35 protein-coding genes are annotated in these 23,349 nt (G+C 50.0%); 26 read left to right on the top strand and 9 right to left on the bottom strand.

All coding sequences use genetic code 11. The features are described 5' to 3' along the window. Positions 1 to 810: a S24 family peptidase gene (locus ITJ87_RS15190; protein WP_009037009.1), complete on the bottom strand. Its 810-nt coding sequence runs from the start codon at positions 808 to 810 to the stop codon at positions 1 to 3. 132 nt (positions 811 to 942) lie between these two features. Between ITJ87_RS15190 and ITJ87_RS15185 the strand changes: the two genes are divergently transcribed. The 19 genes from ITJ87_RS15185 (at position 943) to ITJ87_RS15095 (ending at position 11,571) form a co-directional block, all read left to right on the top strand. Continuing rightward, on the top strand, positions 943 to 1,161 hold the full coding sequence (locus tag ITJ87_RS15185; protein ID WP_117965765.1) for a hypothetical protein: 219 nt from the start codon (positions 943 to 945) through the stop codon (positions 1,159 to 1,161). 10 nt (positions 1,162 to 1,171) lie between these two features. Next, complete coding sequence (locus tag ITJ87_RS15180; RefSeq protein WP_117878954.1) at positions 1,172 to 1,528, top strand: hypothetical protein; 357 nt, start codon at positions 1,172 to 1,174, stop codon at positions 1,526 to 1,528. A gap of 21 nt (positions 1,529 to 1,549) precedes the next feature. Continuing rightward, positions 1,550 to 1,735 carry a hypothetical protein gene (locus ITJ87_RS15175; RefSeq protein WP_009037005.1) on the top strand — a complete coding sequence of 62 codons (186 nt, stop codon included), beginning with the start codon at positions 1,550 to 1,552 and terminating at the stop codon, positions 1,733 to 1,735. Between the two features lie 53 nt (positions 1,736 to 1,788). Beyond that, positions 1,789 to 1,944 carry a hypothetical protein gene (locus ITJ87_RS15170; RefSeq protein ID WP_229135108.1) on the top strand — a complete coding sequence of 52 codons (156 nt, stop codon included), beginning with the start codon at positions 1,789 to 1,791 and terminating at the stop codon, positions 1,942 to 1,944. Positions 1,945 to 2,054: 110 nt separating this feature from the next. Next, complete coding sequence (locus ITJ87_RS15165; RefSeq protein WP_009037003.1) at positions 2,055 to 4,112, top strand: hypothetical protein; 2,058 nt, start codon at positions 2,055 to 2,057, stop codon at positions 4,110 to 4,112. 35 nt (positions 4,113 to 4,147) lie between these two features. Next, positions 4,148 to 5,038, top strand: coding sequence for an AAA family ATPase (locus ITJ87_RS15160; protein ID WP_009037002.1), 891 nt, complete (start codon positions 4,148 to 4,150; stop codon positions 5,036 to 5,038). Beyond that, the gene (locus ITJ87_RS15155) at positions 5,038 to 5,676 is read left to right on the top strand and encodes a hypothetical protein (protein ID WP_117965763.1); all 639 of its coding nucleotides are present in this window, start codon (positions 5,038 to 5,040) and stop codon (positions 5,674 to 5,676) included. Before ITJ87_RS15160 ends, ITJ87_RS15155 begins: the two co-directional genes overlap by 1 nt. A 6-nt stretch (positions 5,677 to 5,682) precedes the next feature. Next, positions 5,683 to 6,150, top strand: coding sequence for a hypothetical protein (locus tag ITJ87_RS15150; protein ID WP_117965760.1), 468 nt, complete (start codon positions 5,683 to 5,685; stop codon positions 6,148 to 6,150). A 4-nt stretch (positions 6,151 to 6,154) separates the two neighbouring features. After that, entirely contained in the window at positions 6,155 to 6,754 is a 600-nt protein-coding gene (locus ITJ87_RS15145) for a helix-turn-helix domain-containing protein (RefSeq protein WP_117965757.1), read from the top strand. A 1-nt stretch (position 6,755) separates the two neighbouring features. Then, a complete protein-coding gene (locus ITJ87_RS15140; protein WP_117965754.1) occupies positions 6,756 to 7,070 on the top strand; it encodes a hypothetical protein in 315 nt (104 codons plus the stop codon). A 30-nt stretch (positions 7,071 to 7,100) separates the two neighbouring features. Then, positions 7,101 to 7,625, top strand: coding sequence for a host-nuclease inhibitor Gam family protein (locus tag ITJ87_RS15135; protein ID WP_117965752.1), 525 nt, complete (start codon positions 7,101 to 7,103; stop codon positions 7,623 to 7,625). Then, positions 7,609 to 7,836: a hypothetical protein gene (locus ITJ87_RS15130; protein WP_117965748.1), complete on the top strand. Its 228-nt coding sequence runs from the start codon at positions 7,609 to 7,611 to the stop codon at positions 7,834 to 7,836. The genes ITJ87_RS15135 and ITJ87_RS15130 overlap by 17 nt, the downstream gene beginning before the upstream one ends. Next, positions 7,814 to 8,113 (top strand): hypothetical protein, encoded by a 300-nt coding sequence (locus tag ITJ87_RS15125; RefSeq protein WP_229135107.1) that lies wholly within the window; start codon positions 7,814 to 7,816, stop codon positions 8,111 to 8,113. Before ITJ87_RS15130 ends, ITJ87_RS15125 begins: the two co-directional genes overlap by 23 nt. Positions 8,114 to 8,126: 13 nt before the next feature. Continuing rightward, positions 8,127 to 8,348 carry a hypothetical protein gene (locus tag ITJ87_RS15120; protein WP_009038640.1) on the top strand — a complete coding sequence of 74 codons (222 nt, stop codon included), beginning with the start codon at positions 8,127 to 8,129 and terminating at the stop codon, positions 8,346 to 8,348. Between the two features lie 470 nt (positions 8,349 to 8,818). After that, on the top strand, positions 8,819 to 9,427 hold the full coding sequence (locus ITJ87_RS15115) for a master DNA invertase Mpi family serine-type recombinase (protein ID WP_117965739.1): 609 nt from the start codon (positions 8,819 to 8,821) through the stop codon (positions 9,425 to 9,427). Positions 9,428 to 9,444: 17 nt separating this feature from the next. Next, on the top strand, positions 9,445 to 9,825 hold the full coding sequence (locus ITJ87_RS15110) for a xylulose kinase (protein WP_117965736.1): 381 nt from the start codon (positions 9,445 to 9,447) through the stop codon (positions 9,823 to 9,825). Positions 9,826 to 9,837: 12 nt separating this feature from the next. Then, complete coding sequence (locus ITJ87_RS15105; RefSeq protein ID WP_117965733.1) at positions 9,838 to 10,506, top strand: hypothetical protein; 669 nt, start codon at positions 9,838 to 9,840, stop codon at positions 10,504 to 10,506. Between the two features lie 521 nt (positions 10,507 to 11,027). Next, the gene (locus ITJ87_RS15100; protein ID WP_117965724.1) at positions 11,028 to 11,216 is read left to right on the top strand and encodes a hypothetical protein; all 189 of its coding nucleotides are present in this window, start codon (positions 11,028 to 11,030) and stop codon (positions 11,214 to 11,216) included. A gap of 115 nt (positions 11,217 to 11,331) precedes the next feature. Beyond that, a complete protein-coding gene (locus ITJ87_RS15095; RefSeq protein WP_009038645.1) occupies positions 11,332 to 11,571 on the top strand; it encodes a hypothetical protein in 240 nt (79 codons plus the stop codon). Positions 11,572 to 11,578: 7 nt separating this feature from the next. Here the strand turns inward: ITJ87_RS15095 and ITJ87_RS15090 are convergent, their stop codons facing one another. The 8 genes from ITJ87_RS15090 to ITJ87_RS15055 all read right to left on the bottom strand — a co-directional run bounded on the left by ITJ87_RS15090 (position 11,579) and on the right by ITJ87_RS15055 (position 18,816). Next, positions 11,579 to 12,031 carry a hypothetical protein gene (locus tag ITJ87_RS15090; RefSeq protein ID WP_117965722.1) on the bottom strand — a complete coding sequence of 151 codons (453 nt, stop codon included), beginning with the start codon at positions 12,029 to 12,031 and terminating at the stop codon, positions 11,579 to 11,581. Further along, a complete protein-coding gene (locus ITJ87_RS15085; protein ID WP_181980924.1) occupies positions 12,028 to 12,555 on the bottom strand; it encodes a phage virion morphogenesis protein in 528 nt (175 codons plus the stop codon). Before ITJ87_RS15085 ends, ITJ87_RS15090 begins: the two co-directional genes overlap by 4 nt. A 94-nt stretch (positions 12,556 to 12,649) precedes the next feature. Further along, positions 12,650 to 13,927 carry a hypothetical protein gene (locus tag ITJ87_RS15080; protein ID WP_229135106.1) on the bottom strand — a complete coding sequence of 426 codons (1,278 nt, stop codon included), beginning with the start codon at positions 13,925 to 13,927 and terminating at the stop codon, positions 12,650 to 12,652. 21 nt (positions 13,928 to 13,948) lie between these two features. Further along, positions 13,949 to 15,007 (bottom strand): phage minor head protein, encoded by a 1,059-nt coding sequence (locus ITJ87_RS18805; RefSeq protein ID WP_229135105.1) that lies wholly within the window; start codon positions 15,005 to 15,007, stop codon positions 13,949 to 13,951. Positions 15,008 to 15,042: 35 nt separating this feature from the next. Next, positions 15,043 to 16,320, bottom strand: a complete 1,278-nt coding sequence (locus ITJ87_RS15070; protein ID WP_117965719.1) for a DUF935 family protein — start codon at positions 16,318 to 16,320, stop codon at positions 15,043 to 15,045. A gap of 41 nt (positions 16,321 to 16,361) precedes the next feature. After that, complete coding sequence (locus ITJ87_RS15065) at positions 16,362 to 16,781, bottom strand: phage protein Gp36 family protein (RefSeq protein ID WP_117965716.1); 420 nt, start codon at positions 16,779 to 16,781, stop codon at positions 16,362 to 16,364. 50 nt (positions 16,782 to 16,831) lie between these two features. Then, entirely contained in the window at positions 16,832 to 18,364 is a 1,533-nt protein-coding gene (locus ITJ87_RS15060) for a hypothetical protein (RefSeq protein WP_117965713.1), read from the bottom strand. Continuing rightward, entirely contained in the window at positions 18,361 to 18,816 is a 456-nt protein-coding gene (locus ITJ87_RS15055) for a hypothetical protein (RefSeq protein ID WP_117965710.1), read from the bottom strand. Before ITJ87_RS15055 ends, ITJ87_RS15060 begins: the two co-directional genes overlap by 4 nt. Positions 18,817 to 18,996: 180 nt before the next feature. Between ITJ87_RS15055 and ITJ87_RS15050 the strand changes: the two genes are divergently transcribed. From ITJ87_RS15050 to ITJ87_RS15020, 7 genes are read left to right on the top strand one after another with little or no spacing between them, the layout of a single operon-like run. Further along, a complete protein-coding gene (locus tag ITJ87_RS15050; RefSeq protein WP_117965862.1) occupies positions 18,997 to 19,986 on the top strand; it encodes a hypothetical protein in 990 nt (329 codons plus the stop codon). 44 nt (positions 19,987 to 20,030) lie between these two features. Beyond that, the gene (locus ITJ87_RS15045) at positions 20,031 to 21,209 is read left to right on the top strand and encodes a hypothetical protein (protein WP_229135104.1); all 1,179 of its coding nucleotides are present in this window, start codon (positions 20,031 to 20,033) and stop codon (positions 21,207 to 21,209) included. Positions 21,210 to 21,211: 2 nt separating this feature from the next. Continuing rightward, entirely contained in the window at positions 21,212 to 21,610 is a 399-nt protein-coding gene (locus tag ITJ87_RS15040; protein WP_009038655.1) for a hypothetical protein, read from the top strand. Positions 21,611 to 21,634: 24 nt separating this feature from the next. After that, positions 21,635 to 22,078 (top strand): hypothetical protein, encoded by a 444-nt coding sequence (locus tag ITJ87_RS15035; RefSeq protein WP_009038656.1) that lies wholly within the window; start codon positions 21,635 to 21,637, stop codon positions 22,076 to 22,078. After that, positions 22,059 to 22,349, top strand: a complete 291-nt coding sequence (locus ITJ87_RS15030) for a hypothetical protein (protein WP_117965707.1) — start codon at positions 22,059 to 22,061, stop codon at positions 22,347 to 22,349. The genes ITJ87_RS15035 and ITJ87_RS15030 overlap by 20 nt, the downstream gene beginning before the upstream one ends. A 15-nt stretch (positions 22,350 to 22,364) precedes the next feature. After that, on the top strand, positions 22,365 to 22,859 hold the full coding sequence (locus ITJ87_RS15025) for a hypothetical protein (protein ID WP_117965704.1): 495 nt from the start codon (positions 22,365 to 22,367) through the stop codon (positions 22,857 to 22,859). A gap of 13 nt (positions 22,860 to 22,872) precedes the next feature. After that, on the top strand, positions 22,873 to 23,343 hold the full coding sequence (locus ITJ87_RS15020) for a hypothetical protein (RefSeq protein WP_117965701.1): 471 nt from the start codon (positions 22,873 to 22,875) through the stop codon (positions 23,341 to 23,343). The last annotated feature ends 6 nt before the right edge of the window (positions 23,344 to 23,349 follow it).

Genomic DNA, 23,349 nt, shown 5'->3' with positions numbered 1-23,349 from the left:
TTACTTTACATTGATAGCACGCAACAATTGCTGTATCTGCACCATCTGCCCTTTCATTACATCCATATCATCTTCCAGTTGATTAACTTTATCATAATATGTTTCATTCAGATTCGGCATTTTAGCACTGAAATACCATTCAGCATGAAGTATGGTGTTTATCTCCTGAGCTTCCAAATTAAAATTGGGGTAATTGATCTTATCTACATTATCTGACATGCAGACGAGGAATCCATGTTGACGGAATCGGTTCTTGATGCGTTTGATATATGAACGCCCATCAGTGTCACTAATGACGTAGATGTGTTGGTCGGGCATGTCCTGCCATTCAGAACGGTCGAGTAATCTCACGATAACGTAGGAGCTATCCAATAATGTAGGTGACATACTTTCTCCTTTGATGCGGACGCAGAAGTATTTCTCACTATTACGCACCATGGATGAAGGCATTTTTATGGTATCTACTACTTCCAAATAATCGGGATTATCGTAGCCACAGCAGCCTGCTGCAACAGAGATGTCTACCAGTGGGATTGAAACAAAATCATTGTTTATTTGAGATAACGCAAAAGAAGATTTTGGTGGCTGTTTTTCCATAGAACCGCGACCGGTCAAGAGCCAATCTAAATTTATATCGATATTTCTTGCGATTTTCTCTAAAAAATCAAATTTAGGCATCGTTGACGTTCTGTAGCCACGGACATTTGCTTCATTACTTCCTATTAAAGAGGCAAATACGGTGTTTTTCCCATTCCCGTACTTATTAACTAATTGAGTTATCCTCTCGTGAATTGTTTCGTCTTTCTGCATGATTTTAATATATAAATCGTGAAATAGTTCGATAATTATTTGCTTCTATCGAAAGAAGTTTCGATATTTGCATCGTCATCCAAATGGAAAACGCTCCAAATATACAGAATTAACTTTATAAATAGAAATACAATGGCAGAAAAGGAAAGATTCATCAAAGCAGACGCTTCACAACAAGAAGCCATCGCTAAACAGTTTTTTACCACTACACGTACTGTGCGTTCGGCATTGAATTTTGAGACGAACTCACCATTTGCGAAAACTCTTCGTGCTTATGCACTGAATCACGGATGTAAAATGTATGAAGTTACATTGATAGATAACCCGTACGAGAAAGTAAAAAACTTATAAACAAATCTTTATGATTTACTGGAAAGAAGAATGCAGGGTTCTTGCCACGGAGCGTGCTGAGATTGTCGTTGTGGATAGCTACGACGAGCGTGGAGTACCCGTGTTTGCCGTCCGTCAAGTGACGAAGGCGGTAGGTACCCGTAGTGGCAGGAATTCCTATTGGGGTGTACATTTTGATGAACCGTTGTCCGACGGGTGTACGGCTGTGGGATTTTCTTTTGTATTAGCCTATAGTACTGACAAAAGAACAGAGGACAAAAGGTTACGTGGGTATCATCCCGCATGGACACTCACTATTGACGATGAAGGTAGACTGGTAGACCGCAAGTATAAAGCCTTAAAGGCGATTGATAAAACTATTGATTGACAGATATTAAACTTGAATTATATGAAAACCTGGAGAACAATTCAGAAGATTGCCGTAGCTGTGGGCATGACCTATGGCATGTGGCTGGGAACCAATGTTGACGCAACGGATGCGGACAGCCGCAATGCGTTTGTAATCATCGTATTATCGGCTATTGTGGCGATATCGCTTTGTATGCCGGACAGCGGAAAGGAGGAAATGGCATGAAAGTAAAGGTGACATGGGTAAGCAATAACCCGTTTGTTCTGGATCTCAGAAACATGTCAAGATGCTCAGAGGCTGACGTACCTGCCGAGATGAATTACGATACCATTGAAGACTTTGCCCGTGAGGCAACCCCGCAGGGCTTTCATCTGCGGTCGATAGATGTTGAGGGCAAGGTTGTGCAATATGACTATAACGGCCATAAACTGTAAAGTCCGGAACAGGCTGCAAGTCCGGAACTTTCCTTGCCATGCGGAAGTGGCCGGCTCCCCGGTTCGATGCCGGGGCTTGCACAATGTTGAAAAGTATAAAGTTTCTGATTATGGAAATGTACGGTAAAATAAGGTGTGTCACTTTTCCTGAGCTGGTCTCGCAAGGAAGGATATTGAGTAAACCTAATTATGATAAGAAAGTACGTGAGGGCAAGATCCGGGTTGTCCGTCCCGGTAAGGGGGCCGGTTCCTACGCTCTCATAGACTACACTAGTCTTCCCGCCCTTATTCGCGAGGCATACGACAGACTTTATCCCAATGCTTTGGAAGAAATGAAAGAACAATTAATGAGTAATATTATCCGCAGTGACAGCAGGGCTGTGGAATTCTATAGAACCTACCAACCCGCCATTTCTCTGGAACGCCAGGCCGAATATGTGCTGAATGCCGAGGTGATGAACGAGCTGGTCCGTGTGGAGAAAGAGACCGGAGCCTTGCATAGCAAGTGCGGTTACAGCCGCAAGTCCATCGTGTGGGAAACGGTGCAAGGTACATGTGAGAAGCTTCGTGAACACTATGGACACACACTGCCCAAGACCCGTCTCCGCGAAAAATTCAACGCTTATAAAAAGATCGGCTACGCCGCCCTTGTCAACAAGAACACGGGCAACCAGGCGGCACGCGTGGTGGTTCCCGAAGTGGCGCGGCTGTTGCTGAAGCTCCGCCGCAGCATCGTTCCCCGCTATACGGAGGCGCAGATTTTCGACGAATACAACCGCCAGGCGGTGGAGCGCGGCCTGAACATCATCAAGTCGCCCACCACCGTGAAGAACTATCTCAACGACCCTGCCGTGATGCCTATGTGGTATGCGGCGGTACATGGTATGCAGAAATGGAAAGCCAAGTACACCAGTCTGATGAAGACCAGCCTCCCGCAGATGCGCGATGCCTTGTGGTATGGCGACGGTACCAAGTTGAACCTCTACTACAGGAATGAACAGGGCAAGATGTGCACCACCGGCGTATATGAAGTGATGGATGCCTATAGCGAGACCCTGCTTGGATATGACATCGCCCCGAACGAGAATTTCGACTGCCAGTATCGTGCCTACCGCATGGCCGTGGAAGTTTCCGGCAGCCGTCCCTACGAGATAGTGACCGACAACCAGGGAGGACACAAGAAAGGCGACGCCGCGGGATTCTTCCAACGCCTTACGGTACTCCACCGTCCCACGATGCCCTATAACGGACAGTCCAAGACCATAGAGAATGCCTTCTACCGTTTCCAGGCACAAGTCCTTCACGCCATCTGGCATTTTACGGGACAGAACGTGAACGCCAAGAAACTGAACAGCAAGCCCAACCTGGAATTCATAGAAGAGAACGCCTACGCACTCCCCACGTTTGAAGAGCTGAAAACCATCTACAAGGAATGCCGTGACAGATGGAACAATAAGGAAAAGCACTTCGCCACCGGTATTCCACACATGGAGATGTACCGCATGAGCGGGAACCCCGAGGCCCAACCCGTTACGGAGGTTGACATGATGCGTATGTTCTGGCTGTGCCATCCCAAAGCCGTGACCTATACCAACTACGGACTTCAGTTTGAAATAGACAAACGGAAATACCACTATGACGTATATGCCGCCGACGGCCTGCGTGACGAGGCATGGGCGCTTCGCAATACCGGACGTGAGTTCACCGTGATGTATGATCCTATGGACATGACCCGCGTGGAGCTGTGGCGGAATACCGCCACCGGTGCCAAGTACAGCGCCACCGCCACTCCTAAGGTCACTGTCAGCCGCGCCACGCAGGAGCGCACACCGGAAGAGAGCAGCTTCATGCGGAAAACCATCGACCGGAACAAGGAGACCATGGCCGCCATCCAGCTGGAAGGCGAGCGTTTCGACCTTGACGAACGTATCGCAGCCGAGCTCTTCGGTCTTTCCACTCCCAAACCTAAGAACCTCAGCAAGAATAAGATGGACGGATACCGTGAAAGGCATGACCGTGGCGAGCTCCATATTCCTCTTTCCCTGCCGGAAAAACAGAAGCGGGAGGAGGCCGAAGCGGACACGGAAACCGATTACTCCACTATGGGGGAATATACCAAGGCACTCTCCAACATGACGTTGGACGAGCTGGCACTGGACAGATTTTAAACGGCAATCAATAACCAATTAAATACCATTCAAGAATGAAAGGACTAACCAAACAAGACAAGGATGCCATCCGCGACGCACTGATGGCCTACTGTGAGAACTTTCCCAGCCGCAACCGCGCCAGCGAGAGCCTGCAGGGTGTCAGTGCGGCTGTGGTGAGCCAGATTCTGAACACCAAGTACGAAAGCATCTCCGACGACATGTTCAGCCGCATAGCGGCGCAGATAGGTTTCAGCTTCGAGCATTGGACCATCTGCGAGAGTGAGAACTTCCGTCTCGCCACCTACGTGCTGGCCGACGCCCAGATGTACAAGAATGTCACCTGGATGGTGGGCGATGCCGGATGCGGCAAGACCACTGCCGCCATAGAGTTCCGTCGCACACACCGCAACGTGTTCTATATCCTTTGCTCGGAAGATATGAAACGCAGCGATTTTGTGCGCGAGATAGCCAAGCAGGTGGGCGCGCCTACCGACAGCACCAGCAACCTGCGTGACATGCTGGACTATGCGCTCGGTATGATCGGTTTTCTCCAGAACCCGCTGCTCATCTTCGATGAGGGGGACAAGCTGACGGACTGTGTATTGAATTACTTCATCAGCATCTACAACCGCCTGGAAGGACGCGCGGGTATCGTGTTCATGAGTACCGACTATATCAAGCGGCGTGTGGACAACGGGCTGAGATACAACAAGAAAGGCTACAAGGAAATCAACAGCCGCATCGGACGCAAATTCTTCGACCTGAACGCTACCAGCCGCAACGACGTATATGCCATCTGTCAGGCCAACGGGCTGACCGGTGAAGCCGAGATAAGACGTGTGCTGAAAGATGCTGAAACCAGTGACAATGACCTGCGCCGTGTGAAACGGGTGATACATGCGCAGAAGCGCCGTGCCGAGCAGCAGAAAGGAGGGGCAGAGTAATGAGTGAGACTTTTGAACGTAATGCCAAGGGAGTACGTGAGATGCTTTCCATGAAGTTTGACACACTGGACTTTGAGGGGGTGTGGCATGACGCTTTCGGCACCCCCGAGCGTCGGGGTGTCTGGTTTGTGTGGGGGAACTCCGGTAACGGAAAGACTTCATTTGTTATGCAGCTCTGCAAGTATCTCTGCCGTTTCGGTCGTGTGGCCTATAACAGTATGGAAGAAGGTGCCTGCCTCACCATGCAGGACACACTCCGCCGCTTTGGCATGATGGAGGTCAACCGTCGCTTTCTGCTTATCGACAATGAAAGCATCGAGCAGCTCAGCCTGCGTCTGAAACGTCAAAAATCACCTGATTTTGTGGTGATAGACAGCTTCCAATACACACAGATGACCTATCGGCAGTATATTGAATTCAAGGAACGCCACCGTAACAAGCTGGTGATTTTTATCAGCCATGCCAGTGGCAGGCTGCCTACCGGACGCAGTGGCAAGAGCGTGATGTTTGACGCGTCATTGAAAATCTATGTCGAGGGCTACCGGGCTTTCAGCAAGGGGCGCTTCATCGGTCCGAAAGGCTACTATGACATCTGGCCGGAAGAGGCGGCAAGATATTGGGGAGAATGTAATATGTAATGAGCCATGAGAACGACTGCCAACAAACCTATCAGCGCCCAGCAGCTTAAAGCCCTGCACGCCACCTTCCACCGTATCGGCATGGATGACGAGGCCCGCCACGGCTGCATCTACGAGTTCACTTCCGGCCGTACGGAAAGCAGCCGGGAACTGACGATGCGTGAGGCGCGGCAGCTGCTGGAGCGGTTGAACCCGACGGACGACAAGGCACGGGCCATGCAGATGGCAGAAGCCAGGAATGTATTCCGGGACATCTACCGTCTTTCGTTCCAGATTCCCCAGCTGAACCAGGGGTTCACCAGCGACAGCGAGGAGGAATACCGCATGAACGTGGCGAAGCTGAACATCTGGGCACGTAAGTACAGCAAAGCGCGCAAGGACATTACAAGCATGAGGCTTTGGGAGCTCCAGGCCACCAAGAAACAGCTGGAGGCGTGGATGCGCCGTGAGGAAAGGAAACTTAAAAAGGATTGATACAATGAGAAAGAAACAGGAAATAAAGAAAGGAATTACCATTCTCCGCATGAAAGGGGATAAAATCAGTCTGCTCCAGGCCGAGGTGCTGGAAAACGGGCATAATGAGAGTCAGGTGTTTGCCACCTACGTAGCTTCTGTTCCGGAGGAAGACAAGGACGAGACCGTGTTTTATGCCTGCCGTGACGCCGCCCGTTTTGCCGCAGGGCGATTATCGCTGGAAGAGCTGATACCCGATGTGGACAGATATCCGGTGACGGTTGACAGACCTGAGCCCAAAGAGCGCCAGTCAGTCAGTGTACGGGAGTTTGAGGCTCTGAAGCGTAAGGTCGCGCAGTTGGAAGGCTTTGTGGAGGATTTGTTGAAAGAACGCCGCCAACGTGCCGAATACCAGAAATTGCCGGATACGAACCGTGCGGACTATATCGGCCAGAAAGATGCTACAGAGCTTATAGGATGTAGCCGTGAGACGCTGAATGCCTGGCTGCGTAAGGGTTACATTACCGGATACCGCAAGGCCGGACTGGTCTATTACAGCCGGAGTGAGCTTGCCGCCGCTCCGGTTGTGCAGAATTTTATCACAATAAAAAAGGGGAGGAGATGAGATGGTAGATAATAATAATCAATATATCCCAATGGTCCATATCGTAGACAGAAACAAACGCCGTGAACGGCTGGCGTCCCGTCTCGAAGTCTGTGCAGACCGTATCTGTGACCTGCAGGACCGGTTGATGGCGGGTATTACCGCCTTGAAGCCTATCGAGTACGACCGCCTGCTGGATGAATACCGGGCAGAGCTGGTGCGTTACGACAACATCGACCGGGAACTCCGGCAATTGGAGGACCCTACGAAAACAGAAGAGTACAGGGCCTATCACCGCAATGCCGGCAAGCAGCAGAAAAATAAAATCAACTATTAAATTATTAACCCTATCAAAAGAGCAAGAATTATGGCAAGAACAAAGAAAACAGTAGTCAGCGGCATCAGCCGCGAGCAGGCAGAGCAGGCCTTCGCAGATTTTGCGGCGGCCGATGCCAAAGTACAGAACCTCACCTCGAAGATGGACCTTGAGATGACCCGTATCCGCGAGAAGTATGCGGACCAGCTGGCAGAACTGTCTGCCACGAAGGAAAAGAACTTCGACATCATGCAGGCATACGCCGTAGAAAACAAGGAAGAACTGTTTTCCAGGAAGAAAAGCCTGGAGAGCGCCCATGGCGTGTTCGGTTTCCGTACCGGCACACCGAAGCTGAAGAACCTGAAGGGATTCACCTGGGCGGCAGTGACGAATTTATGCAAGGAGCTTCTGCCGCAGTATATCCGCACCAGTGAGGAACTTGCCAAGGATAGACTGCTGGCTGACCGTGAGAATCCTGACGTGGTATCCTATTTCCCGAAGATCGGTGTGCAGGTGGTACAGGAGGAGACCTTCTATGTGGAGCCTAAAAAGGAGAGCGATGCGGTTGAGCAGTGAGATGAGGGAGATACACCGCCGTTACCGGTACCGTCCCCGCGGGCGGTGCTGGGCTGTGTACCTTGACATCACCTACCGTCAAGGTGACTGTTTTCCACCGAGGATATCCACTCTTGGCACCAAGGTGAATGAATATCCGACCAGGGAAGAGGCACGGCGCGAGGTGTACAGACTGAACGGCTGGAATTATGAAAGGAGAAAAAGAACTTAATACAGAACAAACCATGAGCAAGAAACAGAACGGGGTGCTGGTAACGGCGCCCCTCTTCGGAACGGGACGGGAGACCGTCGGAGAATTCCCGGGGTATTCCTGCGGCTATTGTCAGGGCAACGGCTATTTCCAGGGGGATATCACGGTAAAGGACACGGAGCTGGTCCCTTGTCCCAAGTGTGGCGGTACCGGCAAGGTGAAGGGCATCGTTACGGTGGACTGGGTACCGGACGGGGAAGTGAAACCCTGCCTCAAAGGGAATTCAAACAACATTTAATCACTGAAGTCCTATGCGTATTCCCGTAAAATACATTGTCCAGATAGACAATTTCCATGTGGCGGATTTCATCTTCTACTGGAACTATTATGACCAGCCCTGCTCCCTGCTTTTACAGAAGCCCAAAACAGAAGGGCTTACCGCCATCAAACTGGTGGTTGACAGTGACGAGGCCGCCAGCTTTTTGCTCAGGGCGAAGGAGAAGACGGGATGCAGGCTATATCAGGTTGACTAAAGGCAATTCAAAAATGAATAAGAAAATAACTCAAATAAGAACAAAAATGAATATAAGTAAGAATATTCAAGGATACCCAGTTAAGTGCGCTGGGGTTAGAAAGAATAAGCGTATAAATTCAGCGTGTATAATGTGCGACATATTTGACATAAAGAAATATTATACCAAATCGACATGGAGGATTTCAGGCATCAATCAATGCATAATGAACAGAATGTGATGAATATTTATAAAGTCAACGAATGGGCGGAGTTCAGAAAGAAATTTCAGAGATTACTGCCGAATATACCTATAATAGACTTACATGATGCACTGTTATCAGCTATCAATAATAGATTGGTAATTGATATAATTGCGTTAGACAATAGATTGCAGAATATGTATCCTGAAGAATGGGAGTGCATGTCTATGAAGGAAATAATTATTAAACATTATGGTTTGGAAGCCATGCAATTAATAGAATCAGTATTATGATATACGGATATTTAAGAGTAAGTACGGACGAGCAGGACTCTAATAATCAGAAGTTAGGAGTCTGCAAAAAAGCGGAATCCTTGGGGGTGTCAGTTGATGATTGGATTATTGATGATGGCATATCTGGGACGAAGGAGCCTGAAAAACGGTTATTGGGCAAACTTATGAAGAAATTGCAAAAAGGGGATGTGATTATTACATCCGAGCTTTCCCGTCTTGGTAGAAAATTATTCATGATTATGCGAATATTGGAGTTCTGTATGCTTCATGAAGTTAAGGTTTATACAGTAAAAGACGGATATGAACTTGGAGATAACATACAAAGTAAGGTTCTTGCTTTTGCTTTCGGAATTGCTGCTGAAATAGAACGTGACATGATTAGCCAGCGGACTAAAGAAGCATTAGCCAGAAAGAGATTGGAAGGCGTAGTCCTTGGTCGTCCTAAAGGCAGAAAGAGTTCTCCTGACAAATATAAATTGTATGGGAAAAATGCCTTGATAAAAGGATTGATTGACGAAGGCATATCACAGCGTAAAATAGCAAAAATATGTAAGGTTGATAGAAATACGCTTGCAAGATTTTTGAAATATGAATTAATCAATTAGAGTATAACCGAATAGATATGAAAGAATCAGATGATAAATACAGCAACCGCATTGCAGATGCTGAACAACTCACGAAAGAGGTACAAGCTATTTATTCAGAAATTAAAGTTTTTGAAGATGCTTATAAAAAACAGATTGCTCCGCTTAAACAAAAAATTGCTCAATTGGAGGAATCTTTTCTGGATAAATGGTTGGTTGATTCAACAGGAAGACCTGTTAGTAAAGGAATGGTGATTGAGAAGAATGGAAAGCGATTTAAGGTTCTTAACCGATATCAACAATGTATATTTCAATATTTAGGTAATGCAAGAGTTTCAGTTTTACCTGAAGGTAAAAAGCGAACTCTTGATATTTTTCCCTCTGAATTAGTTGAATTTACTATTGTAGAATTAGCGTAAAACTAAAAAGAAATGAATCAAGAACAATGGTATTCAATCCCTGGATTTCCCAATTATGAAATAAGCAGCATCGGAAATGCACGTTATTTGAATGGGAAACCATTACGTTTGCATCAATACAAAGGCTTTTCGTTGAGACGTAACGGAGAACAGCGCTATATTCGTCCTGCGCGATTGCTGTATGCGGTTTCAAACAACATAGACCCTACTGAAATTAGAGATATAGTAGTTCTTGACATCAACGGGAAATTAACTCCGATGACAAGAACAGAATACATACTTTACATAAACAGCAAACGTAAAAGAGGCAACCTTAATATAGAGGAAGCCATCTCGTATTATCATAAGAACATCGAGTTTTCTCAAAAAATGCTTCGCTATTATGAAACGCGGGATATGGCAGAAATTGTAAACGAACTGCTTGAGTATGCACATAGTGCAAAAAGCTATATGCGCAAGATGGGATATTCATGCAATGACAGCACGACAGATGAAGCTTGGGACTGTATATTTCATAATATCATAAATAATATATACGAAGGTCGCATTTCCATTATAGAACCTCGTACCTATATCCTGAAATCGATACGCATATATTTTAAAAGGCTTAGAAAAGCAAACTCCCGAATTATAAGGTTGGAGGACGGTTTGCATGGCATATCCAATTTAACAAATCAGTAATGTAATGAGAGTAAAGGAAATAAAGAAACATAATCCGCAGTCTTTTTTGGATGATTTGAAAAGGGTGCGAGAGGTCATGGTTTACGCAGAGTGCACCAACTCCTATTATCAAATCTTAAAAAAGGACTTGTTGAGAGATGCTGAAAGGAAAGCAATCACATACTATATAACGGATACTATATTTATTATAAAAAGGAATGTGATGGTAGTCATTTAACAGAATAAAGATAAGCAATTACCATAAGAGGCTTGGTGATGATGTAGATTTATTGTAAAGAGTGTGAGGATTACAAAGAAATATAATTGATTATGAGAAAATATTATTACTATACTTACAGATATCAGAGAGGCATAGGCCATGCCGTCTGTTCATGCGATAATGGCTTTTTCAATGTGAGGGAAAGACATGAGTACCTTTATAATTTAAATAAGAAATATTGTGTGATTACTTTTTGGAAAGAGATTTCCAGGGAGGAATGCGAGGCAATGAATGATTTTTTTAATGAAAATAAAAAACAATAATGGACAAAGCAAGATTGGTACTTCGTTGGCTGCTCATCCCCTTGTGGTTCACCATATTCATAGCCTATCTGCCGATATGGTATCTGCAAATGAGCTGGTACTATTTCAGCTTTCAGGATTATTGGGATGCTTTTCTGATATTGTGGAACAAGACCATGCTGTCCATGAGGTTGAAGACACGCCGATGAATCCTCGAAAGGCCGCCGTATGATTAATATGGCGGCCTTTGTTGTGTATATATGCCGTTATTGTTATCTTTGTATCAGGTTTTCAGGTAATTCAGGGTATTATAATTTCAGAGGTATGAAAAAGAGTCGGAACAGGATTGTAGGATGCAGCTACGCGTTCAGAGTAGAGGACATTGTACGCATTTACGATGAACATTCCCGCAGCGGCCTCTCCAACCGCGAGATCCTGCGCCGTTATATCTGGCCGAAGTACCATATCTGTGAAAAGACCTTCTACAACATCATCAATGCCAGCGCCGACCCGCGCATCATCCAACGCCAGAAAGAGATGCGGGCGCAACTGTCGCTTTTCTGACCCGTCCTTATCCCCTGTCTATCACTTTACATGTGAAATCGGTGACATCCTCCACAAGTTCCTCATGATTGTGGTTCGTGCTGCTTCCGGTACGCCGGAACAGACTGAAGGAAATGCTGCCGTCGTCTCCGGAGAGGTTGAAAAGATGCCGGTCCATGCAGTCCAGCAAGTCGAAACGCTCCAGCGCCTGCTGCTGGAAGCCGCCGCCTTCACGGGAACTCCCTTTCCAGGGTGTGATAATATGCAGGCGTAGGGTCACGTCTGCTGTCTGCGTGCCGCCGCCCGTCCATTTCACGGGCCGGAATTCAATGAATACGGCAGGGACATCGAAAGGCTCTTCCTGCTCCAGGAATGAAATCTGCTCGTTCCACAGGTCGAATGTTCTGATGACGGGCTTCCCGTCCCGGTCTGTGAGTTGTTTCAGCCGTTCTATGAGGCTGAGGTAAAGGAATCTTCTCATGTCTGAAATATTTTTCTGCTGTTTTCTTCCACTATTTCCCGGATGATGCGCTCCACCTCCGGATGCATGCCGATGAACCGTCGGCGCGGCATGACTATCCTGCTTCTTGCCCGTTTCAACGCCATACGTTTACAGAAAAGTGCCTCTTCCGTGGGGTTGCGCCTATAATTGTCTGTCAGTTGCCGGTACAGGTACCAGAAGTACCTTTTCATCTTCCTGGTGACGGTTATCGTTCCGCCCTCATTGTGAATGGCAGCGTATGGCAGGTCACTGCTGAAAACCACGCTATGTCCGGTAGTCTCCGTTTTGATACTCCTGCGTAAGGCTCCCGTACGTATCAGCAGCCCCCGGCTTTCGTCGTTATTGTATTTCCTTCGTGCCCAATGCTCGTTGAAGAAGGCTTCCCGTTCGAAGTTACGATCGAACTCTTCTCCTATCTCCGTACCGATATCTTTCAGTGTAAGGCTGATGAAACGTCTTATTTTCCGTTCCAGCTCTCGGGTTATGTTTGAATTTGGGGTCATAATGCTTGTTTATTAAATAAATAGCCGTATCTTTGTGATATGAAAGAGGGTGGTTAAAGTACTGGGTTGGATTGCTGATCCTTCACTAAAGGCTTTAATCATCCTTTTTCTTCAGTTTTTCCACAATGGAGTAGAACTGGCATTTTCCATCCATAAGTTCTCTGATAACGGCATACGATTCTTTTTCTGCAATCTCTATTTTAAGATAATGGTATTTAAGTACCATCGGATTTCCTTTATCATCCATTCTTTCAAGTACATGTTCGCTATTCTCCAGCAATGAGACGATGTCCCGTATCGCTTCATTTTTTGCCAGCATATGTTTGTGTGGTTGGTTCAGCGTTTCCTTGATGCCATTCATGGTAAATTCTATCGTTTTTTGCACCCCTTGCACTACTATAGTCCTGCCAACCAGATTTTCTTTGGCCCATTCACGCACCGTTTTTCTTTGTTTCTGCAGTGTTTCTTTAGCTTTCATCATTTCCTTTATCACCCTGCAGGCCGCACATAATTCATTGTCGGGTATCTTTGCCAGTTTAAGCATGCCAGGTTTGTCCGGACAATCCTTACATCGGCTGATGGTGTAGGGATTATAGAACGGGAAGCATGCCATTTGCTTTCCCGGGTTGAACCGCATCATTTCCTGGTGCTTGCCTGCCGTTGCCTGGCTGCCCGCCAGCATCGCCCGGAACTCGTCACTTTCCGGATATTTGCCTTGACGCACCCTTTCCACCGTACACCGACAGTTGTGTACAATTCCATTTTGTATGATGTAACTTTCATCCTTATTGATTGAAAGGTTATATACAAGCGTATTCTCTTTTTGCTTATCTTTGCCTGTAACCAATATGTATCTGTTATGAAAAAAGGTCTGTCGGAAGAAGTGATAAAAAGAGTTGAATCCATTGAAGGAATGAATATTCATGATGCCGTGGAACTGAGATATGTCCACGAGAAGAGGGGATTCCGTTTTTTGTGCCGGATCTGGCATGTGAATAACCGCACTGCCGCAAAGATTATCCGCCATACCGGATTCTCCGTACGGCATGGGAGTGAGGCCGTCAGGGCGCAATGGCATAACGCACCGGAACGCCGACTTGCCACAGGCAAACAGCTTGCGGATGTAAACCATAGGCTTGCCCTTGCAGGCAGACATGTGAGACAAGGCAAGAACAAAGGGAACAGTGAAACGCTCCGGAAGATTGCCGATAAATTGAAAAAGACGTCTTCCTTCCTTCGTAAGGACGTCAGAGAGAGGGCGCTCGCAAATTCCCTTGTTACCCGCAGGACATATCCGGAACGCATGTCCGCCCTGAAGCTTCCTCCGAGTCGGCACGAACAGCTGCTTTATGATTACCTTCAGTCTCTTCATCTGAATTTCGAGTTTAGAAAATTATTTGGCATATACATTGTCGATTTCTATATCCCTTCCTTGAATCTTGCCATTGACTGTCTTGGAAGCAACCGTTTTCCACTTTCGTACCAACGCCATCAGCACATATCCGGTGAGGGTGTACAAATTGTGTATTGCGTTAACGGCTTTATTGAACGTGCCGACTTTACCGACCTGCAGAAGTATATCTCCAGTCTGGATGTCAGAAGCGGCGGTCCATCCTCCGGCCGTCAGGAAACGGTGATTTGGGGTGCACGTGGTAATTCCCCTTTTGGTGCGGATACGTGTCATTTCTCCATTGAACGGTTTCATGTGGGTACCGGTCACAAGTTGGTACTCACCACTTCCTCCTATGACTGATTCCCCCCTTTGTATATTTTCAATGTTTTTCCACTCTCCACCGGCCATGAGTACCCGGGTTCCTGCGACAAAACAGTTCCACCCGTTTGGAGGAAAGTATTCATCCCAGAACCGTGAGGTAATGGGCAGCGTGACATTATGCAGTGCCCGGTGTGCCTCGCGTACTCGTTTGTCGCCCACAGTGCGGTATTGCAGCAGGTAGCGGTCCCGGTCCTCATCGTCCCACCACTGCTTCCACCTGGCAGCCATGACGGCAGATGCCATGGCGAAGTTGTATTCCGCTTTCAGGTACCAGCGGTTATAGGTCTCGTTCACCTTTTGAACGTCATTCAAAAAGTGTTCAAAGGGCTTCCGGTTCCCGTCCGCATCGAGCAGCGAGGGGAACGCCTCGTTCAGCTCATGGAAGGTCTTGAAGCCGGAAAAGACGTAATTGCTTTCCTTGAGCCGCCGTATGCTGATGTCGTCCATGGGGCGTTGACGGACTGAATAATCCACGGCACGGTCCAGCGTATCGGTATGGTCGCGTATGAACTTCTGCACCTCCTTGTCCGCCAGCATCTCCGGTGTGAATTCCGGCTGCCGGTGGAGCCAGCGCATCAGCAGGACAAAAGACGCCTCCACGGCAGCAGTATCTATTTCCTCTTCTTCATCTTCCCCACTGTCAGCCAGCGGCAGTGCATTTCCGTAATATGCCAGCAAGGCTCGTCTGTGCAGCCCTTCGTAGTCAGAAGGGCTCAGTCGAAAAAACAGAGCTTCTGTTCCCCATCCCCCTTGCCATTTTCCTTGCCTGCCGGGACAGCCACCGGTGCGGGCGCTTTTTTCTCGATAATGGGCACATTGTACTTGTCGATGAAATATTTCAGGTCCACCTCGTAGTTCTCCAGCAGCAGGCGTTCATAGGCAATCTGCTGCTCGGGTGTGAAGTCTATGCCCTCGTACCAGTCGAAACGGTATCCCTTTAAGGGGAAACCGTGCTTTATCATTTTGGGGATAAGCTGGAAGTTGATGACGTCCCGCAGGTTGTCGGCATCCTTGCTGACAAGGTTCTTCAGCACCTCCAGATGCACCTCGCTCTGCGAAAGGCTGCTGCCGTTCTCCGTAGTCATGGTTTCGGTGAGCACTCCCTTTGACAGTTCGGAGTTGGCGCGGTCTATGCGTTTGTCAAAGACGTTGTAGGCATCCCCGCGGGTGGACTCCTTGATTTCTATCTCGGTGCCTTCGGGAAAGAGCGCCCAGCCTGCTGCACCCATCGTGCCCAGCATCTTCTCGATACGTCCCAGCTCCTTGGAGTCCCGGCTGGTGGTCTTTCCCACCCGGAAGGGGATGCCGAATATTTCGGAAAACATGTCCCAGAAGGAGCATACGTTTTTCTTGGGAATGGTATGCTGGGCACATTTGAGGTACATCCCCAGGTCGTGCGTGCCGCCCACCTCCACCGTCCAGTCCGCCATTTCGCTGTGCCGGTAGTCATAGCCGTTCTGCCATGCCTCCTGCTGGCGTACCACGATGACCCCGTATTCGGGGATGACGTGGCGGCGCGGTACCAGCTGCACCTCGCTGAAGGCGGGTGTCCCGTCCACGGAGATGACATCTCCCAACTGGATGAGCGAGTGCCCCCAGTAGTGCGCGTCCAGTGCCAGGTCCATGAAGGTCTTGAACCAGGGCGCCTCGAATATGGCCGTCAGTTCCGGGTTCTCCACCCCCTTTCGGTCCACGATGCGGAAACTCTTGTTCAGCACATACCCTTTGCGCTGTCCCACGCATCCGGTGAGGTGCATGTCCACCTCCACGTCGCCATACACGTCATACAACGGCACACGGTTGGGATATTCCACATTCTTTGCATACTGCCAGGCGTTGCGCCAGGCGCGCATGTCTTTCTTGGTAAGCGCCTCGGTCTGCAGTTGCAGGTCGACGGACAGTCTGGTCACCCGCTTCACCTCGGCGGGATTGCCGAGGTTTACCCTGCCAATCCTTACCGGGTTCTGTTTCTTGTAATTGCGATTGGACATAGTCTGTTAATTGAAAATGAATAATTGAAAAACCATATTTCTTACCAGATATACTCGTTCCTGGCGGCTGATCCGTAGCGGATGGGGTTATGGAAATCCTCTTCTCCGTCCGGCCCCATGACGGTGGGAATGTCGGGGATTACACGTCCCGCCTGTATCTCCTTCAAGTATTCTATGGCATCCTTATAGCGTTTCTCGCGCACCTCGGAGCCCATCTTCTGGGGCAGCGACGCTGACATGTGGTAGAGGGCGATATCGACCGCACATCCCACCAGTTCGGCATCCCGCCGTTCTCCTTCGCAGGCGAATGCCTTCTGTATGTCGTAACGCTCGCGCAGGGCCGATGCAATGCGTGACAAGGCACGCTGTTCCGCTGCCAGGCGGTTGTCGGGTGAACTCTGTTGCATGATTCTCAATGCCTCCGTTCCAATCTGTATGTAATCGTCTTCCGTAATGAACATGGGGATAATGTTTAGCGGTTAATGTTTAGTGATGCATGAACTCTTAATTTTCACCAGCCTTGGGAGGGCGGCTGGCGTACTCCCATGCGCGGTGTGAAATTTTCCTCACGCACCTGCTTCTGCAGTTTGTAGATGGCACCCTCATCAGCGTCGGGGCCGTCATCATGGGCGCGGCTTCCTTTCTCGAAGGCGAGGGTCTGTTCGATACCGGTCTTCATGTCGTTGTCATTTTTCAGTTTCTCGTTGTAAAAGACCAGACCGCGTTCCCACAGCGGGCTGACGGCTTCGATGCGGGCGAACTTGTCCGGCTTCTTCCGCTTGTCGGCGGTGACGGGCACCTGGTAGCCGCGCTGCCTGCCCTCACGCTCGAACTCGTCCAATATGGTATCCTGCATGAAGTTGGCTTCCATGTAGATGGTGACGGCGGCGTCCTCGGACAGTGACTCCCAAAGGTCATAAACCCATCGCACCATTTCGCCCACGCTGCACTGACGCACAAAAGCACGCAGGCAATGCAGTTCTGTGGGACTGGCGGTTTTCAATCCGGCGCGTGGACGTCCCCACAACTTGGCGGCCTTGTAGTCGTTCTTGCTGCTGTCCTTGAAACTGGGGTCGATGTAGAGCACCAGGCTTTCATAGTAGCGGAGTTTGAGCATCCGCTTCCACCGGATCCAGCGTTCCTGGAAGACCGCACCTTCGGTGATGGGATTGTGCATGTATTCCTTCTGGAAGCTTCGGTAGCCCATGAACCGTTCACGACTGCGCAGCAGTTCGATGGTGTAAAATTCCGGCCAGGCGGGAGTCCCGTCCTTGCCGATTGCATAGACGGTACTGGTATATACGGTGTCGCTGTCTGTCATCTTTTGCAGCACGCTGTTCTTGCCGATGAGGTTGCCTACCATGATGAAGCGTCCTTCCTTACCGCCAAAACAACCGAAAAGGGCTTCCTTCACCCATTTTGTCATCTCTCGCACACGCGCCTCGCTACGGCACATCTCGTCATCGTCAAGGTCATCCACCACGATATAGTCCGGACGCTTGTCGCGAAAACGCAGTCCTCGTGGTGACTGCCCGCGTCCGCGGCTGAAGAAGGCGCACTGGTCCTTGGTAACGAATTCGCCCTCCTGCCAGCATCCGGAGTTGTATTGCTCGCCGAAGTCCTCGACAATGTACTGGTTGAACTGGAGTTCCGCCTGCAGGTCGCTCAACAGGGCATCGGCATTGTCCTCGCTTTTCCCCACCAATACCATGACGTGCAGCTCCCCCTTGAACTTCAGCCATAGGGGGATTCCCACGTCCAAGTGTACGGACTTGGCATGTCCGCGCGGCCATTTGAAAACGGCCCGCATTTCCCGGTGCTTCTCGATGTAACGGGCGGCCTCGTTGTGGAATTTTGCATTGGGGCATTGGCAGTAGTGGCTCAGGTACCGCCGGCAGAAGTAGTCATAATCCTTCAAGGCACGGGCGATGTTCTTTTTCCGTTCGGCTTCAGTCTCCGGTTTGCGTTTTGAGGTGAGGCGCAACAGACGCTGGCAGTGCTCATTCCACCGCAGCAGTGCTTCTTTCTTTTCTTCCGCTGTCATTTCTGTTTGAATTTGATTCCCATGAATTCGCTGTGCATACGGTTGATGAGTACAAGCATTTTGTCGTCTATCTCGGGATATTCGTCCCGGTGCGCTACCATCCAGTTCTCAAACTCTATGAGTGTATCCACCTTGTTCACAATGGTGGTGCTCAAGTTGATTTCCTTGATAGCCTTGACGGATTTCAGCAGCGAGTCCGCCATGCGCCCGATGCTTCTTTCGTCACCGTCCGCCTTGTCGATGGCGTCCCCCAGTTTGGAAAGGGTCTTGGAGGTGATGGATTCCTTGCTCATTTCGCGTGCGGCGCGTTCCTCTTTCCAGCCTTCAGTGTTCAGCCACCGGCTGACGGACTGGCGGCTCACTCCGGTGAGTTCCACAATCTGTGCGGTGGGGGTCCCTTTCATGTAGAGGTGCTTCGCCACCGATTTCTGCTTGTCCTTACTGTTTGCCATATACCTTGAAATTTCTTGTTTACAGTGGCAAAGTTGCGAAGTGTGGTGCGGGGCACGAAAAAACGGCGCAATGCTTGCACACAGTTACAAAACGGTTGCACACTTGAGGGCAACCGTTACCCACTTTTTTGTGCGGTTATGGGTGTAGCTGTAAGTTTGCGACAAAATGAGACGGAAATCATGGCTAAAAGAATCAGAATATCAAACGAGACATTGAACTGCTTCGGCACCTGGGTAAAGACTGACGGGGTGGATTTGGAGCAGTTCCGGAGAAATCCCGTCATGCTGTGGATGCACTGGAGGGGTATCATTATCGGAAATATTAGGGATTTGAAAGTGGAAGGTGCCGAAATCACCGGTGAACCCTACTTTGATGAAGTCCGTGACGAGTCGAAGCTGGCAAAGCAGCAATGGGACAAAGGTACTCTGAAGATGTGCAGCCCTTATTTTGAAATCGTGGAGTCGAGTGACGACCCCGTACTGCTGAAACCCGGACAGACACGTCCGACCATCACGAGGTGCAGGCTGATGGAGGTCAGTATGGTGGATATGGGCGGTAATGACGACAATATAGTCATGCTCTCTTACCGGGGCGATGAGTTGAAACTTGCCACCGGCGAAGACTGCACCGCACTGCCCCTTCTGAAAACAGACGGCGGACAAACCCCGCCAAGCAATAACTCAAAAACAAAAGAGACTATGAATGCAGATTTTAAAGCTATCGCCCTGAAGCTGGGCCTGCCGGAGACGGCGACAGAAGCGGAGATCCTTGCCAGGATAGGTATCCTGCAAGGACATCAGACCGCAAACATGGAACTGCGCAAGCAGCTGGACGAGATCAGGCTGGCAAGTGTGACGCAGATGGTGGATGAAGCCATCAAGGCAGGAAAGTTCAATGCGGACAAGAGGGAACACTTCATCGGTCTGGGCAAGACAATGGGAGCGGACTCCTTGAAACTGACACTGGACAGCATGGCTGCCGCCACCAAGCCGATGCAGTTGCTTAACACCGGTGGAGGCGGTGCGTCGAGTGCCGGCATGGTATCGGGACAGTGGGGCAAACTGAGCGAGGTGCCGGAATCGCAGCTGAAGCTGATGCGCGAGAACGACCCGGCCAGATACCGTGAGCTGTACAAGGCGGAATACGGCATAGACTGCCCTAAGTTCTGAGAGAGGAGAAACAGTAATAGTAACTTGTAAAATCGTAAAACGACATGATGAAATTTATTTGCGGAACGCTGTTCAACGTCCTGATGGGCGTCGTCCTGGCGAATGTGGTGGGAATGGATCCCGCTTATGGCGCAGCGACCGGGGCGGTTGTTCCGGCTGTGCTTGGAAACTTCATGCCCCTGGGCGCAGCCTTTGAGGGCGTATATACTGAGGTGTGGACCGGTGAGCTGGTAAAACGCCTGAATGCGGGGCTGGCGGCGAGTTTTCTGAACGGGATTCCCGACTATTCGGCCAAGGCCGAGAATGAGGTCATCCATCTGGTGGATGTGGGAGGTGATCCGGATGTGCTGATAAACAATACCACCTATCCGATTCCGGTCCAGAATCTTACGGAAGGTGATATTCCCATCGGCCTGGACAAATACCAGACGAAGGCGACCCGCGTGACGGACGACCAGTTGTATGCCATTTCCTATGACAAGTTCTCCACCGATGTACAGCGCCACAGCAATGCCATTGACACGGCCAAGTACAAGAAGGCCATCCATGCGCTGTCCCCTTACAGCAATACGAAAACCACCCCTGTAGTCCCCACTTCGGGTGAGGCTGACGCTACGGGCCGCAAGAAGATGACACGCAAGGATGTCATCGCCCTGAAACGCGCTTTCGACAAGGCAGAGGTTCCTACTGACGGACGTCGTCTGGTGCTTTGTCCCGACCATATCAACGACTTGCTGGAAGAAGACCAGAAGTTCCGTGAGCAGTACTACAACTACACCACCGGTAAGGTGACGAACATGTACGGTTTCGAGATTTATGAATTTGTAAACTGCCCGTACTTCACCAATGCCGGGGTGAAGGTTCCTTTCGGGACTTCTCCCGCCGAGACGGACATGCAGGCGTCCGTTGCCTTCTACGTGCCCCGCATGTTCCGTGCCCAGGGTTCCACGAAGATGTACTATAACGAGGCGCGTACCAATCCGCAGACCCAGGAGAGTCTTGTAAACTTCCGCCACTACGAAATCACGATGCCGAAGAAGCAGGAGGCTATCGGTGCCATCTACAGTTATGATGGCAAGACGGCACAGACTTCCGATGCGGAGGTGACAGCCGACAAGCACTGGGCGCAGATCCGTCGTGAAGCTGCCGTGGCTGCCGCAAAGGCTGAAGAGGAGAAGGCTGGTCCGCTTCCGGAGGATGCGGGTGAAGAACTGGAGGCATAGTGATGAGCAGAGGACTACGCAACAATAACCCGCTGAATATCCGTCTCTCTGCCACCACCGTGTGGCAGGGGGAAATCCGGCCTTCGCAGGACCGTTCGTTCTGCCAGTTCAGGACGATGGCCTACGGCTACCGTGCCGGTCTTAAGTTGTTACAGAACTATCGCCGCAAACACGGCTGCCGCACCATTGCCGACTTTATCCGACGTTGGGCGCCACCCACAGAGAACAACACGAACGGTTACATCAGCCGTGTGTGCAAGGAGATGCAGGTGCCGGCAAGCTATGTACCCGATGTGGGTGATCAAGGTACGATGTGCGCTTTTGCGGCTGCGATGTCGCAGGTGGAAAACGGAGTACCTGCCGTGATGGAGGACATTATCACGGGTTGGAGCCTGCTTTAAGTGATTATTGAAAACTACTTGGCCATGAACATGGAAACGATAATGCAGATTCTCCAGTGGCTTGTGCCGAGCGGCATTGCCGGTTCCCTCTGGGCATGGTTGAGACACCGGGAGAACAGCAAGGTAATCGCCGCCAAGGAGCGGAACGATGCCTATAAAGAAATGTATGACAACCTTTCGGGGACATTAATTGAATTGCAGAATGAGAACATCAAGCTTAACAAGGCGGTACGTGAACTCAACCGTACTATCCGTAAGGCTTCCACTTGCCGCCATTATAATGATTGTCCTATCCGTATCGAGTTGCAGAAGTCAGGGGGAATTGATGCAGACCAGCCATCATACCGACAGCCTGCAAGGCAGAAGCGGGTTCGCTCTCCTTCAGCAGCCCGTTCCTCCCAGTGTGGCGAGGACGGCATTTCCGACGAAGATATTGACCTCGATACCTGTGGGGACGGGCTTCAGTAAGCGCAGCGGGCAGGCAACAGTGAATGTCAACCGCATATCGGAAGACAGCCTGGAGGTGACTGCCACCTGCGACAGTCTGGCACGCCAGGTAATAATGCTGACGGAAGAACTGACACGTATCCGCAACGAGACATCCTCAGCGGTAGAGACCCTGCCTCCTGAGGTGATAAGGGAACCCACCGGCTGGCAGTGGTTTCAAATATGGACAGGTCGGCTGGCCGTTGCCGTCCTTCTTCTGATACTGATTAAACGGCGATTGAACAGAACTTAAAAAACAAAAGAATTTATGGACGGATTAATTTACGGACTGGCGCACCTCAAATTCAAGGAGAAGGAAATCGGCCTTATCAGCGAGGAAGGCCTGCAGCCTGCCGGGAGCGCCCCGAGTACCACGGACATCTACGCCGCGCAGGTGAAGGACGGCCCGGTAATGACACTCACCACCAATCCCGGCAAGAAGGCATTCACCTGCACCCTGATAGAGCTGAACGCCGAGAGCCTGGTGAACACCATCGGCGGCACGAAGGACGCCAAGAACAACTGGGAGCCCCCCGAGAACTGGGAAGCCACGGGCGTGATGGACGTGGTTGCCGACAGCGGCGAGACCCTGCGCTTCTACAATGCCAAGGTGACCGGCAGTGACTTTGCCAACGGCATCAACTCCTCCAACGTGCTGGGGCTTTCTCTGAACATCGAGCTGCTGAAGAATTCTGAGGGCAAGCGCATGAAGCTCTTCGCCAAGGGCATCGACCCGGATACGGGTACCGAGGCTGTAGACTAATGGGGGGCTGCCCATGAAACCGAACTTTGAACTGGAATCCCTTGCGGAGAGGGTCATGTCGGATGCCGGCATTTCCCTTCCGCTGCGGCTTCCCGGAGGGAGACACATCCGCTGGGTGATGCGGATACCAACCCTGGAAAGCCGCTGCCGCATGGCACGGATGTATCTGAAACTGGGTGTGACACACGAGGAACTCAGGGCCTACACTTTTGAACAGAAGCTGGAGTTTATGGTGAAGCACACCAGGACAGTGAGCCGCATGGTGGCATATGCCATCGTCCGCGGCAGGGTGTCGGGCAGGCTTCTGAACCGTCCGGTGGCATGGATGCTGCGCAGCTGCATGCACCCCTCCGCCCTGGAAGACGCCTGGATGATTGCACTCAGTACGATGAGTACCATCCCTTTCGGGAATATTATCAGATTGGCCGAGGTAATGAGCCTGACGGCGCCCAATCTGAGCCAAAGAAAACAGAACGGGAGTTAAAGGGGT

Origin of the sequence: Bacteroides sp. HF-162, assembly GCF_015679285.1 — a bacterium.
Classification (GTDB): Bacteria; Bacteroidota; Bacteroidia; order Bacteroidales; family Bacteroidaceae; genus Bacteroides; species Bacteroides uniformis.
Note: the sequence above shows the minus strand (reverse complement) of the source record. Positions and strands in the feature narration are given on the sequence as shown.